This is a genomic window from Alteromonas sp. PRIM-21, from assembly GCF_027563165.1.
Taxonomy (GTDB): Bacteria; Pseudomonadota; Gammaproteobacteria; order Enterobacterales; family Alteromonadaceae; genus Alteromonas; species Alteromonas macleodii_A.
Genome location: NZ_JADOEK010000006.1, coordinates 1 through 13,580, shown reverse-complemented (window position 1 = coordinate 13,580; position 13,580 = coordinate 1). Strand labels below are relative to the sequence as shown.

Sequence of the window (13,580 nt, the reverse complement as noted above, 5' to 3'; positions counted from 1 at the left end):
ATAAGCGACTGTGCGTAATACGTTATTTGTATTACAGTGTGCAAAATGCCATTCATAAAAAATGATCTATGCTTAACACTACCTTATCTAAATTTGGTTATCCCGATAATCTTCTTAAAACATACGACTACTGGCATGTTTTACTCAGACCTGGACAGGTAACCCTTGGTTCATTAGTTCTTATTTGTAAAGAAAATGTCTTTAACTATTCCGATATTTCAGAAGAGGCGGCTAGAGAACAAAAGATCGTTGTTGCGGATATAGAAAAAGTGCTCAAAAAGCGCTTCAACTTCTGCAAAATAAACTATTTAATGTTAATGATGGTAGATCCTGCTGTCCATTTCCACGTTATCCCTCGTTATGAACATCCAGTAATTTTTTGCGAAGAGTCTTTTGAAGACAAACACTGGCCCAAGCCACCTGTCTTAAGCGAAAAGCTTGAATTAGATGATGATTATTTTGCTGAATTAAGAGCAACGTTACGCGCTGACTTTGCATTACTTTCATCTACAAACGCATCCGAGACGGGCAAAAAATATCAAAGAATGTATACGTCAGGCTGCTTTGACATTTTTCACCAAGGGCATCTAAATATACTGAAGAAGACAAAAGCGCTTTGTGATTATTTGATTGTAGGTGTCTCTACCGACGAGCTTATCGAGAAGTCTAAAGGACGCCCACCACTTATTCCGTTTGAAGAACGAATTTCCATCCTCGAGTCTAACCGATATGTGGATGAAGTTATCCCTCAGGTGGATAAAAACAAACAAAGAGTGGTAGATGAATATAACATTGATGCGATTTCAGTGGGTTCTGATTGGAAAGGAAAATACCCTAGCGTAACCTGCGACATGGTCTATTTCGATTATACCCCCAACGTTAGCTCTACCGTGCTTAAAAGAAAGCTATAACAAATGTATGAGCTAGCAGTGATCTGCTAGCTCAAGCATAGTATTTTACTTACTAAACGTGTTACCGAAGAAGTCGCCCTCGTTCCATTTCGGCTTATCTTTTTGGTTTGCTAACGTCCAACCGATTTGTGCGTTGACCTTAGTGAAGGTCTCTGCAGCATTCCAGTTGAAAGGCTGATTAATATCATCACTAGGCTTGTGATAGTGCGTAGATAAGAACTTACCAAATACCTTGCTGCCATCTACGTTAGGATCTTTTGATTTAAGACCCGGCACCATAAATACTGAAGGTACACCTTGTTTTACAAACGCATAGTGGTCTGAGCGAGTGAAAAGTGCCTGCTCTGGCCACGGGTCCGGGCTTAGCTCGATATCTGCGTTAGCAGCAGCTTTTTCCACTGATTCTTGCAAATCACTATGGTTGGCACCAAAGGCTATAACATCAGCAAACTCGTAGGTCAGAATTGGCATATCTAGGTTTACGTTTGCCACCATTGATGTAACAGGTACGGTCGGGTTACGGGCAAAATAGTCTGCACCTAACAGGCCTTTCTCTTCACCGGTTACCGACACGAACAGAATTGAGCGCTTTGGCTTTTCTTTCATTTCGCTAAACAAGCGTGCAGTTTCTAACATCACTGACGTGCCTGACGCATTGTCCATAGCACCATTGTTAATGTTGTCTTTCTTCACTGTTTTGGCAAAACCAATGTGATCAGAGTGAGCAGAGAAAACCACGTATTCGTTTTTGAGCTCGGGATCTGAGCCTTCTAATATACCTACAACATTTGGGCTTGTAATGGTGTCGTGCACGCTCTTCTTGCTGATATCTACCACACCGTTTAGCGCAAAACCTTGCGGTACTTTGTCTGCTTCAAGCTGTGCATAAACGTCATCAAGGCTCTTTTCTGCGCCTTCAAATAACTTACGCGCAGCACCTTCACTCATATAAGCGCCGCCTTTAAGCTGAGAAAAGCTGTTAGCAGGCTCGCCGCTATCATCTAACCAGGCCATACGCGGCGTATGAATATAATTTAAGCGGCTTTGATAAGGGCGTACTTTTTCATTTTTGGGCGTAGTGATAGTAATCATGCCAATAGCACCATTGTCTACCGCATACTTTTGCTTTTGATAGCCAGACGCAAAGTGAGCGCCCTCTTCTGATGGAAAGTCACTTGGCTTGCCCGCAAGCGCTACTACGATTTTACCTTCTACATCTAGGTCTTTGTAATCGTTGTGTGATAGCTCGTCAGCTACAATACCGTAGCCAACAAATACCATTTCACCTTTTACATTGGCCTCAGTGCTAAGCAAACTCGGGCTAGCTAAGTATTCTTTGGGATAATCAAAATCGATGGTCTCGCCGTTTTGGGTGAAGGTAAACTTAGGAGACTCTTGAACCAGATTGGCTTTACGAAACGATACGTTTTGTACGTAACCATCTGTACCTGCCGGCTTCAATCCATATTTGGCAAATTCGGTAGCAATATAAAGCGCCGCAATTTCATGACCGCGAGAGCCAGTATCACGACCTTCAAGCAAATCATCTGCTAAGAAAAACAGATGTGATTTAATTCGCTGTGTATCAGGGTTAAAAGCATTGTCTGTCGATGCATGGTTGTGAGCAGTAGCAGCAAAGGTCATTGCTGTCATTGCACTACCTATTAGTAGTTTTTTTATCATTGTAATTTCACCGTATAACTAAGTGTGCGTCATGGTAACGCAGTTAATAGGCGAAATACCATTAAACTGCATACGTTTACCATGTGTTTCCTACCGTTGCTCGCATTTTAGGAGCAAGGTAAAATTGTTAGCCAAACGCCGGATCAGATTCCGGGAGTATTTATATTTTTTAGTGAAGAGCAGCATCCATGTCGAAAGACGATATTCTTTACCGCGTAAAGTTCATCAGCAACGGAGAGCATTACGAGTTATATGTAAAAACCCTTATACAAGGTGCTTTATTTGGCTTTATTGAGATAGGTGACTTTGTATGGGATAACCATACGAGCGTTGTTGTCGATCCTAGTCATGAAAGGTTAAAAGCTGAATTTTCAGAAGTAACAAAAACTTATATTCCTATGCACAACGTTTTACGCATTGATGCCGTAAACAAAAAAGGAACAGCCAAAATTACTAAATTAGAAAATAAATCTGATAAAGTAACTGCTTTCCCTAGCCCAATATATACACCAACGAAAGAGTAGCCACCGGCGTCAAACCGGTGAAGGTTACCGGAGACCCTTATGTATCGCCATCTGTTAGCAGCATTACTATTTATTTGCAGCGTTAGTTCACCTGCAAAAAGCCTTGATGATGAAAGCTTATACCAACTACTTGATGACATTTGGCAGTATGAGCTTTCGGTTTCCCCTCTTTTAGCCTCTCGCCAAGGCGATAGTTCCTTGGCCCATGTGCTACCTGATATTTCGCCCGAAGCACTTAAAGCACAAAATGAACAATGGCGTGCGTTTCAAAAGGCCTTAAGTCAGTACGAAAAAGACTCTATCTCTACTGAGGCTTATATTGCTTTGCTAATGCAGCAATACCGTTTAGCCAACTATGTGGATGAGTATACCTATCGCGCGCACTTAGTGCCCATCAATTCAGAATATGGCTTTCATGGTGCCATGGCCTCGCTTCCCAATTTATCAACCTTTAAGCGCGTAGAAGACTATCAAGCATACATTAGCCGCTTAAACGCGCTTAAGCCTTATTTTGACCAGCAAATTACTTATATGAAGCAGGCATTAAAAGAAGGCTACACGCAGCCTAAAGTCGTGCTGAAAGGGTTTGAAGACTCAGTTGCGTCGTATATTGTTGAAAATGCAGTGGACAGTGGTTTTTATTCTCCGTTTACTCGTTTTCCTGAGTACTTTACTGCCGAGCAAAAGGCAGCGCTTGCAGAGAAAGGCAAAGCAGCAATAAACAACAGTGTACTGCCTGCATATCAAATGTTTTACGACTTCATGGTAGAGGAATACATTCCTAACGCCCGTGAAGATATTGCCGCAAACAACTGGCCTGATGGTGTGGCCTATTACGCCAATAGAGCCAAGCATTACACCACTACAGATATGACCCCTCAGGAAATCCATGATTTGGGTTTGTCTGAAGTAAAACGCATTCGCGCGCAAATGCAGCAAATTGTAGATGAGCTTGGCTTTGATGGCGACATTAACGACTTCATTAGGTTTTTACGCGAAGATCCACAGTTCTATGCCACCAGCGCTAAAGATTTGCTAAAAGAGGCGTCGTTTATTGCAAAGAAAATGGACGCGAAACTCCCTTCTCTTTTTGAGTATCTACCAAGAACGCCCTACGGTGTAGCCCCCGTGCCAGATGCTATTGCACCTAAATACACAACGGGCCGTTACATCCATCCTAGCCGCGATGATCAGCCAGGATATTACTGGGTAAATACTTACGCTCTTGATAAGCGCCCTTTATATGCGCTGCCTGCTTTGACATTACACGAAGCGGTGCCGGGCCATCACCTTCAAATTTCATTAGCAGCAGAGCTTGAAGACTTACCTATGGTACGTCGCAACACTTACATTTCAGCGTTTGGTGAAGGCTGGGGTCTGTACTCTGAGTTTTTAGGTATTGAAGCAGGTATTTATGAAACGCCGTACGACAACTTCGGTCGCTTAAGCTACGAAATGTGGCGTGCGTGTCGCTTAGTGGTCGATACCGGTATGCATACAATGGGTTGGAGCCGAGAGCAAGCGGTGGACTATATGATGGAAAACACCGCGCTTTCAGAACACAACGTTAATACGGAAATAGACCGCTATATCTCTTGGCCAGCGCAAGCGCTGTCATACAAAATTGGTGAAATCAAAATAAAAGGCCTTCGCGAAAAAGCAGAGACTGCTTTAGGTGAGCGTTTTGACGTGCGCAAATTTCACCGCGCGGTGTTAGAAAATGGCTCAGTTCCACTTTTCATATTGGAACAAAATATCAACACGTTTATAGAAGAACAAAAGGCAAAATAAACATGATCGTTGCATTTGGAGTTATAGGATTACTTATCCTGTTTTTAATTTACTTTGTGCTGCGAGCGCAGAATTTGCAAAAAGAGCTGGCGCTGTTGCGCCACTCGAATAAACAGACCAGTAACAAGGTTACGTATGCTTATCGCAATCTTGTTCTTGTTACAGATGCGTTGGAAAAAAACCTTACCGCGCGTATTGAAAGTGCCTATAAAAGCCGTCTTATTGACCAAACTCAATACAATGCGCTGCACCCGCTTATGCGCAACTTTTCAACCATTATTATGGCTTGTTGTGAAAAAGGTATGTCCCTTGAAGAATCTTTAAATAAGGCATTACAGAATGAAGATGCCACTCTTGAGGAAATTCGTGAAGTGGTGAAGGCCCTACCTAGCAACGTTCGCATGGTATGGGCAAAAAATACAGCAGACGGATTTATTGCTTTTTGCCAAACCGTTACAGCAACCGTAAGCGGTACTGCAGCAAAATCACAAAAAGAACCGTCATCACAAGAGTAGCCTCTTACTCTTATCCCCATGTTAGCGCCGATAAAGTGCTAATTACGCGTTAGGGTCGCCCGCTTTACTGTGTTGTTAGGATTGGCGACCCTCGTCTATATCACTACTCTTTTAAAAGTTTAATCTTTTTACCTTTCCAAACTAATCAGTAAGTTAGCAGTTAAAACAACAAGACAAAAACCTTTTATCTTGAAAAGGGTTGTTGCTGGCCTATAATACTGTATAAAAATACAGTTTATTTTGAGTGCCATGAAAAAGTCGTTATCCGTACTTAACAAGCATCCCCATATTTGGCGGGCCAGAGATAAAAAGCAAAGTGAAGCTAAGTTTTCGCTGGGTTTTCCGTGTCTGGATAAAGCGCTTAACGGGGGCGTGGCTTCTACGGGGCTTGTACGTATTTCCTCACTAACCGGCGTGGGTGAGCTTTCACTCTTTAAACGGGTTATTTGTCAGCATCGCACCCACAAACTGGTGGTGTTTATTAACCCTCCTGGGCTACTTCAATCGCCATGGTTAGAAAATCTGGGGCTTAAAGCGCAACAGGTACTGGTAGTAAAAACAAGTGAAGAACAAGAGTCATTGTGGGCAGCAGAGCAGTGCTTAAAAAGTACGGCTTGCCATTGCGTGGTGCTGTGGAGTAATGCTGTAAATCAAAAAGAAGCACGCCGCCTACAAGTTGCAGCAACGCATAACGATGCGCTGTGCTTGCTGTATACTCCCCCTCAACATCAGACACTACAGACAAGTTTACAAGCCAGCACACCAAGCCAAAACGACAACTCATTGCCCATCACTTTAGATATTGCGCTACTTGGCAAACCCCACGCCTTGTCGGTGAATATACGCAAACAACGTCATGGGTGGCCAAAAGATAACATTGTTATTTCTCATCGGTGGACCCCTGACAATCACGCCATTAAATGGGCCATGGCACATAATACGCTTTCCGATCAGGCTTTACATTCTGTGAGCTAATAATGTTGTGGGCCTATATTTACTGCTATCAACTTACTTTAGACAGCCACTTCAAAGCGGCTACAAGTACACGTGCGCACAGGAAAGGGCTTAGAAACGAATCTGGAGACGAATCTAACGGAAATTCTTCGTCATTACCCTCGAATACACCTATTGCTGTGTATTGCAGCAAAACGAACAAAATTACGCAATGTAATGATATTGCGAAAAAAGAGGGCATTGAAATTGGTCATGGACTTGCCCAAGCCGCGGCGCTGTGCCCCTACGTGCATATTCTGCCTTTCAGTGAAGAAGCCGAAAAGCATATGCTGACGCAGCTAGCCCATAGGCTGTACCCTCTTGCTTCTGACATCGTACTAGACAGCCACATTCATTCGAATAGCGTAAATGGTCTGGCAGTTAGACTAGATAACCTAATCCATTACTATGGCGGGCATAAACCGCTGTGGAAAACCCTAACCCAAGCACTCGAAGAGGCAGATATTCGTTATCATTTTGCTAGCGCATGGACAATTGAGGCTGCAAAGGTATTAGCCCTTCATAAACATAACACCTATTTACATACGCAAAATGACATAAAGAAAGCACTAAGTACGTGCCCGCTTTCTATTACTGCTTTGTCACCTAAAGTCATTGACGCCTTGGCAAGGGTGGGTGTTACCCGTGTACAACAGCTATTGGCCATGCCGGTACAAGAGCTGGGACGGCGCTTCGACAATAACACCATTATGTATCTTACTGCGCTCAGAGGAGAAACCTTCCCTCGCGTTACGCTATTTAGGCCTTTAGAGCACTTTGATAACTTTACTTTATTGCCTTTTGATATTGAAAACACGCAGCACCTAACGCCTTTTGTCACGCAGCAGTTTGAGCATTTGTCTCACTATTTACGGGCCAGGAACTTGTATACATCGAGCATTAGCGTGCACATTCATTTCAGAGAAGCCCCTGTAATGGAGATTAATATTCAATCGGCACTTCCTCAGTCCTCAGTACAAAGTTGGCTACCACTGTTTACCCTTAAAACTGAGAACCTAGAGCTACCCGAGCCTGCCACAGCAATTGCGCTCACCTGTCAGCAGTTTGAAGAAATAGATTCGCAGAATGGCGACTTTTTTAGCGATAGGTTTAATGACGTTGCACAAAAACAATTGATTGGCCGCTTAAATGCCAAGCTAGGCGATAACAGTACGTTCCAACCTCGCGCTGCCGACAGCCATCAGTTTGAATATATGACGGTGACAGAGCCGAGCACCGGTAATTACGCTTATAGCAGTGACATTACGCCCACCTTTACCTTTGATACACCTAAGCCGCTTATTCAGGCGACCCAAATTTGCTTTGGCCCCGTGCGGTTACACAGTGAGTGGTGGCATGACAGCTCAACAAAGCGAGATTATTTCATCGCCCAGACTGAGCAATGTGTAAGGCTTTTAGTATTTAAAGACGAAGAGAGCCGCTGGTGGGTACAGGGCCTTTTTTGTTAGCCGCATGCGGTTAAAGAAAAGGTAAAAGCTAAATCATGAAATACAGCGAACTCTTTTGCCAAAGTAACTATAGCTTTCTTTGCGGCGCCTCTTCTCCCGCAGAGCTTGTGACCACGGCTTCTTTTCTTGGCTATGACGCGCTTGCTATTACAGATGAGTGCTCAGTAGCGGGAGTCGTACGGGCTTTCGATGAAATAACCCACCAAGGCCTGCCTATTAAGCTTATTGTTGGCAGTTACTTTGTATTTGATGACACTTTATCTTTTGTGCTGTTGTGCCCGAACAAAGCAGCCTACAGCGAACTGTGCCGAATTATAACTAACGCCAGGCGTCGCTCCGAAAAAGGAGAATACCAACTGGCCGAGTGGGATTTGCGTACCATTCGCCACTGCAAATTTATTTGGCTACCAAGCGGAAAAGAAGCCCACGACAAGCATTGGGCTGAGTGGCTGCAAAAACATCCCGGCATCGATGCCTATATTGGTGCTCAGCGTCTATTAGACGGACGAGATCATCAGAGGTTTGCGCACTACAATCATTTACAGTCTACCTACCCCTTTCCGGTTATTGCCTGTACAGGTGTACTCATGCATCACGCTGACAGGCTACCACTTCAACATGTTTTACATGCCATACAACAGCATACCAGTGTAGATAAAATAGGTCGGGAAGCATTGAGTAACGCAGAGCGTAGCCTGCGCACCATACAAAAAATAAAAAAGCTCTATCCTGAGAAGTGGATAGCCAATACCAATGCCCTAGCCCAGGTATTCACGTTTACTTTAGAAGAGTTGCGCTATCACTACCCTTCGGAACTTGTACCAGAAGGGTATACGCCTACATCGTATTTACGGGAGCGCGTAGAAGCCGGTATTAAAGTGCGCTTTCCAGAAGGTATAACCTCTGAAATCCGCCAAATTATAGAAAAAGAACTGACACTTATTGCCGAGCAAGAATACGAGTATTTCTTTTTAACCATTTACGATATTGTTCAGTTTGCCAAGCGGCAGCGCATTTTGTATCAAGGGCGAGGCTCTGCGGCTAACTCTGTGGTGTGCTATTGCCTAGAGATAACAGCCGTAGATCCTAGGCAAATAAGCGTACTATTCGAGCGTTTCATATCCAAAGAACGTAACGAACCACCCGATATTGATGTGGATTTCGAGCATCAGCGCCGTGAAGAGATCATTCAATACATTTATCAAAAATACGGCAGAGAAAGGACCGCTATCGCGGCTACCGTTATTTGCTACCGCTTTAAATCAGCGTTTAAAGATGTGGGTAAAGCGCTTGGTTTTAGCGAGTCACAACTTGATTTTGTAGTTAAACAAATCAATCGCCGAGACAGCGTTATTCCGTGGAAGTCTCAGCTAGCGGGGCTTGGACTAAACCCTGAAGAGCCTAGAGTACAGCAGTTAATTACCCTTACCGAAGCTTTACTAGGCACGCCCCGACATTTGTCGCAGCATGTGGGTGGTTTTGTTATTAGCGCAGGTCCACTTTACGATCTTGTCCCTGTTGAAAATGCCGCAATGGAAGACCGCACCATCATTCAATGGGATAAGGATGACATTGAAACCTTGGGCCTGCTAAAAGTGGATGTACTAGCGCTTGGGATGCTAAGCGCTATACGCCGCGCATTTTCTCTTATCAATAAACAGTATGCTATTGAAACCAGTATCCCATTTATTACCAAGCTCGGGGATGACAAACAGGTTTTCGATATGATTTGTCGGGCAGATACAGTCGGCGTTTTTCAAATAGAATCACGGGCTCAAATGTCTATGCTGCCAAGGCTCAAACCTCGTCGCTATTACGATTTGGTCGTACAAATAGCTATTGTACGGCCAGGACCGATTCAAGGCGACATGGTCCACCCTTATCTGATACGTCGCCACGGCAATGAAACCATTAGCTACCCGTCTAAAGATGTGGAAAAGGTGCTATCTCGCACTATGGGTGTGCCTATCTTCCAAGAACAAGTGATTCAACTTGCTATGGTTGCCGCTGGCTTCAGTGGTGGAGAAGCCGACCAGTTGCGACGCGCTATGGCTAGCTGGAAAAAAGACGGCAGAATTTTTGAGTTCAGAGATAAACTCATTAAAGGTATGACGGATAAAGGCTATGAAAGTACGTTCGCTCATAACTTATTTGAACAAATCAAAGGCTTTGCAGGGTATGGTTTTCCCGAGTCTCACTCAGCGTCTTTTGCGGTATTAGCTTATGTGTCTTGTTGGTTGAAGTTTTACTTTCCCGTAGAATTTTACGTGGCGCTATTAAATAGCTGGCCTATGGGTTTTTATTCTCCTTCTCAGTTAGTTCAAGACGCTAAGCGTCACCATATACGAGTAGAGGCGCCCTGCGTGAACCAGTCAAGCGCAGAGCACACTTTGGTTGTAAAGGGCCAAGAAAAGTACATACAGCTTGGCCTTAAGCTTATTAAAGGTTTAAGTGAAGCGTCGTCCCAAATTATTGTGAAAAACCGTTCAGATAAAGGCTACACAAATGTTGAACAGTTACAGCAGCTATCTTTAAAAAGCAATGAACTAGAGGCACTTGCCAGTGCAGATGCACTTCGTACTATATCAGGAAACCGGTACGAAACTCGTTGGCGAATTATGGATACCCAAACGCGTTTACCGCTATTTGATACCGATGATTTTTATGCAGATAAAAGTGCCGCAACCCTTGGCGCTAAACCCTCTGAAGCAGAAAACTTGCTTGAAGATTATGCCTCGACAGGCTTGTCTGTAAATAACCATCCTATTTCACTGCTTAAGCGACAACATGAGCTTAAAGACATAAGCTGGTCAAATTCACTTAAAGACAAAAAAAATAAGTCTGTTGTTAAAGTACTTGGGGCAGTAACTGGTCGACAGGCCCCAGGTACTGCCGCAGGTGTTACCTTTCTAACTTTAGAAGATGATATAGGCAATATGAATGTTGTGGTATGGCAAGCTACTGCGCGTGCTCAGCAACAAACTTTTTTGAAAGCAAAGCTTCTTCAGGTTAACGGTATTATTGAACGTTCAAAAGAGGGGGTTATTCACATTATCGCGGGTAAGCTTATCGACCGTACATCTTGGCTCGAAAAGCTAACTTTAAACTCTAGAGATTTTCACTGAACCTTTTACAGAGGCAAAGCAATAGATTATGGTGTGCGAAACGGTTACTTTTTGAATGATAATGCCTTTTTTGTTAAGTAACATATAGATGAATCCGCTATACCTGTAGAGAACAGTTGTCATTTTTGGAGTATAAAATGAAGCGATGGATTGCGCTTTGTATTATCTGCTTATTCAGTCTTAGTAGTTACGCAGATAAATATATAGTTGGCGCACAAAATTTAGCGTACTTCCCTCACTACGATTTTTCGTCTCCAGTAGATAAAGGCGTAGCCTGGTCAGTTCTAGAAGCCTTTTCTGAAGCTTCTGGGCATGAATTTATTTATTTGAGTTTGCCCATTAGACGGCTTCAACTCGAGCTAGTTAAAGGTAATGTTGATTTTGTATACCCTGATAACAGAGGCTGGTATAACAGCATCACCACTTCCAGCGATAAGCATTTTTCACTCCCCTTAACCAATGCAGTAACAGGTACTATCGTTAAACAAGAAAATGCTGGGCTAGGTATTGATAAGATAAGGCATCTAGCCATGCCGCTAGGGTTCACACCGGTAAACTGGCAACAAAGAATAGACGATAAACATACACAAATTACTTGGGTTACGAATATACAACAGGGCTTAGCCCTTTTATATCAAGAACGCGTCGACGGATTAGATTTGGAATACTTTGTTAGTCAAAGCTCTGCACCGCTAGCATATGAGAAAGACGCGTTTACTTTAGATTTAACGCTTCCACATAACGAAATCCCTTTTTCTTTGTCTACCCTTTATCATAAAGACATTATTAGTGAGCTGAATGATTTCATATCCTCAAACCCCGAATTAATTGATAGTATTAAAGCGAAATACGGAATAACCCCGTTTGAGCAATTATCTCAGCAGCTTCTTAACGAACAAGGATTGGAAATTGAAGAGGTTTGGAAATAATGTCTGCCGCTTTGTAGGTGTCGTCACTTTATTACTGACGTTCACTATTTCAAGCCCATTTGTTTGTGCCGAAACCTATATCGTTGGTGCACAAGACATAGAATATTATCCGTATTACAACTTTGCATCAGAGCACGATAAAGGGTTAGGTAGAGCTATTCTTGAGGCCTTTTCCAAGAAAACTGGACATAACTTCATTTACTTAAGTATGCCGGTTAAGCGCCTTCAAATAGAGTTAACAAAAGGCAATGTGGATTTCGTCTTTCCTGACAATCCTGAATGGTATAACCAAATCACACATAAGCTCGGTAAAGTTTATTCTGAGCCACTTACCGACACGTTTGCAGTGACTCTGGTAAGAAAAGAAAACCAAGGCACAGAGCTTAGTCACATTTCAAAGCTTGCAACGCCCGAAGGGTTCTCGCCTGTTAAATGGAAACAACAGATTAAAAACGGGTCAGTTGAAGTAATAGGCGTTAGCAGTATTTATGAAGGCCTTAGGCTTTTACAAAACAATAAAGTGGATGCTTTTGATGTGGAATACCATGCCTCATTATACTTTATACAACGCTTTCCACAGTCAGTTTCTTTTGTTGCCGACTTAACGCTACCTAATGATGCTATCTCATTTTCCTTATCGACATTAAATCACCCAGACATTATTAATGAATTAAATACCTTTTTGCTGACTAATTCTGACGAAATAAATGATATAAAAGAAAGGTATGGTATTGAAGATATAGCGCAACTGAAAAAACAGTTGATGAATGAGCAAGGTATCAATAAAAACGCGCTATGGACCCCCTTGTAAAAACTTCAATAATGTCAGTAATGTAGACTTTTCAAAACTAAAGCCTTTCTTATTAAATGGCCCTATCCAACTGAAATTGCTGCTATTTTTCGGTTGGATAATTTTTTGCTTGTTGATTATCAGATCAAGGAGCAATTATGAAACAGTTATCACTACTTTTATTTTCTTTTCTAATCATTTTTACCACCAATAACGCTCAGGCAAGGCAAACTGTCAGTGTCGACTATATGCACGGATTTGATGATATTGACGGTATGCGCTTCGCATACAGACCACTTGAACAAACATTAGCGACAGATTGGTTTGGCGACATAAAGCTTTACTGGGAAGTGAGTGCGGTTGTTTGGGAATATGGCGAAAACGATACACATAGCACTAGTTATGGCGCGTCACTGACGCCTGTTTTCATGAAACAGGTATCCACGCTATATGACAAGTATCCTGTATATATAGAAGCAGGCATTGGCGCAAGCTACATTGGCGATCAAAAAGTAGCAGGTAAAGATATTGGGTCTAACTATCAATTTGAAGACAGGTTAGGTGTGTTTGTAGAGATTGATAAGAAGCAACATGTTGCCCTGCGTTATATGCACTTTTCAAACGGTGGCTTTAATAACGACAACCCAGGACTAGACTTCCTAAACCTATCCTACGCCTACCACTTCTAAACGCAAAAACCCGCCGTTAGGCGGGTTTTTCTTAATGGGACCTGGCAGTGTCCTACTCTCACATGGGGAAACCCCACACTACCATCGGCGCTAATACGTTTCACTTCTGAGTTCGGGATGGTCTGGGCCGACATGTCGGTCAGGTGGTACCGTATCGCTAT

The 13,580-nt window shown here is 42.9% G+C and carries 11 protein-coding genes and 1 rRNA gene; 10 read left to right on the top strand and 2 right to left on the bottom strand.

The features are described 5' to 3' along the window. The first annotated feature begins 68 nt into the window (after positions 1-68). Entirely contained in the window at positions 69-911 is an 843-nt protein-coding gene (locus IW644_RS10155; RefSeq protein WP_269917506.1) for an adenylyltransferase/cytidyltransferase family protein, read from the top strand. A 45-nt stretch (positions 912-956) separates the two neighbouring features. On the opposite strand, the gene IW644_RS10150 is transcribed toward IW644_RS10155, so the two are convergent. Then, entirely contained in the window at positions 957-2,594 is a 1,638-nt protein-coding gene (locus tag IW644_RS10150) for a M28 family metallopeptidase (protein WP_269917505.1), read from the bottom strand. 188 nt (positions 2,595-2,782) lie between these two features. On the opposite strand from IW644_RS10150, the gene IW644_RS10145 reads away from it, so the two are divergent. The 9 genes from IW644_RS10145 (at position 2,783) to IW644_RS10105 (ending at position 13,419) form a co-directional block, all read left to right on the top strand. Next, on the top strand, positions 2,783-3,118 hold the full coding sequence (locus IW644_RS10145; protein ID WP_269917504.1) for a DUF1820 family protein: 336 nt from the start codon (positions 2,783-2,785) through the stop codon (positions 3,116-3,118). 39 nt (positions 3,119-3,157) lie between these two features. Beyond that, on the top strand, positions 3,158-4,909 hold the full coding sequence (locus IW644_RS10140) for a DUF885 domain-containing protein (RefSeq protein ID WP_269917503.1): 1,752 nt from the start codon (positions 3,158-3,160) through the stop codon (positions 4,907-4,909). A 2-nt stretch (positions 4,910-4,911) separates the two neighbouring features. Further along, positions 4,912-5,424: a hypothetical protein gene (locus tag IW644_RS10135; protein ID WP_269917502.1), complete on the top strand. Its 513-nt coding sequence runs from the start codon at positions 4,912-4,914 to the stop codon at positions 5,422-5,424. 249 nt (positions 5,425-5,673) lie between these two features. Beyond that, positions 5,674-6,399: a recombinase RecA gene (locus tag IW644_RS10130; protein WP_269917501.1), complete on the top strand. Its 726-nt coding sequence runs from the start codon at positions 5,674-5,676 to the stop codon at positions 6,397-6,399. A gap of 2 nt (positions 6,400-6,401) precedes the next feature. After that, positions 6,402-7,886 carry a Y-family DNA polymerase gene (locus IW644_RS10125; protein WP_269917500.1) on the top strand — a complete coding sequence of 495 codons (1,485 nt, stop codon included), beginning with the start codon at positions 6,402-6,404 and terminating at the stop codon, positions 7,884-7,886. Positions 7,887-7,921: 35 nt separating this feature from the next. Then, the gene (locus IW644_RS10120; protein ID WP_269917499.1) at positions 7,922-11,011 is read left to right on the top strand and encodes an error-prone DNA polymerase; all 3,090 of its coding nucleotides are present in this window, start codon (positions 7,922-7,924) and stop codon (positions 11,009-11,011) included. 137 nt (positions 11,012-11,148) lie between these two features. Then, on the top strand, positions 11,149-11,940 hold the full coding sequence (locus IW644_RS10115) for a hypothetical protein (protein ID WP_269917498.1): 792 nt from the start codon (positions 11,149-11,151) through the stop codon (positions 11,938-11,940). Continuing rightward, complete coding sequence (locus IW644_RS10110) at positions 11,921-12,751, top strand: substrate-binding periplasmic protein (RefSeq protein WP_269917497.1); 831 nt, start codon at positions 11,921-11,923, stop codon at positions 12,749-12,751. The genes IW644_RS10115 and IW644_RS10110 overlap by 20 nt, the downstream gene beginning before the upstream one ends. 137 nt (positions 12,752-12,888) lie before the next feature. Continuing rightward, positions 12,889-13,419 (top strand): acyloxyacyl hydrolase, encoded by a 531-nt coding sequence (locus tag IW644_RS10105; protein WP_269917496.1) that lies wholly within the window; start codon positions 12,889-12,891, stop codon positions 13,417-13,419. A gap of 39 nt (positions 13,420-13,458) precedes the next feature. Here the strand turns inward: IW644_RS10105 and rrf are convergent. Continuing rightward, positions 13,459-13,580 (bottom strand): 5S ribosomal RNA (rrf, locus tag IW644_RS10100); the annotation flags it as partial.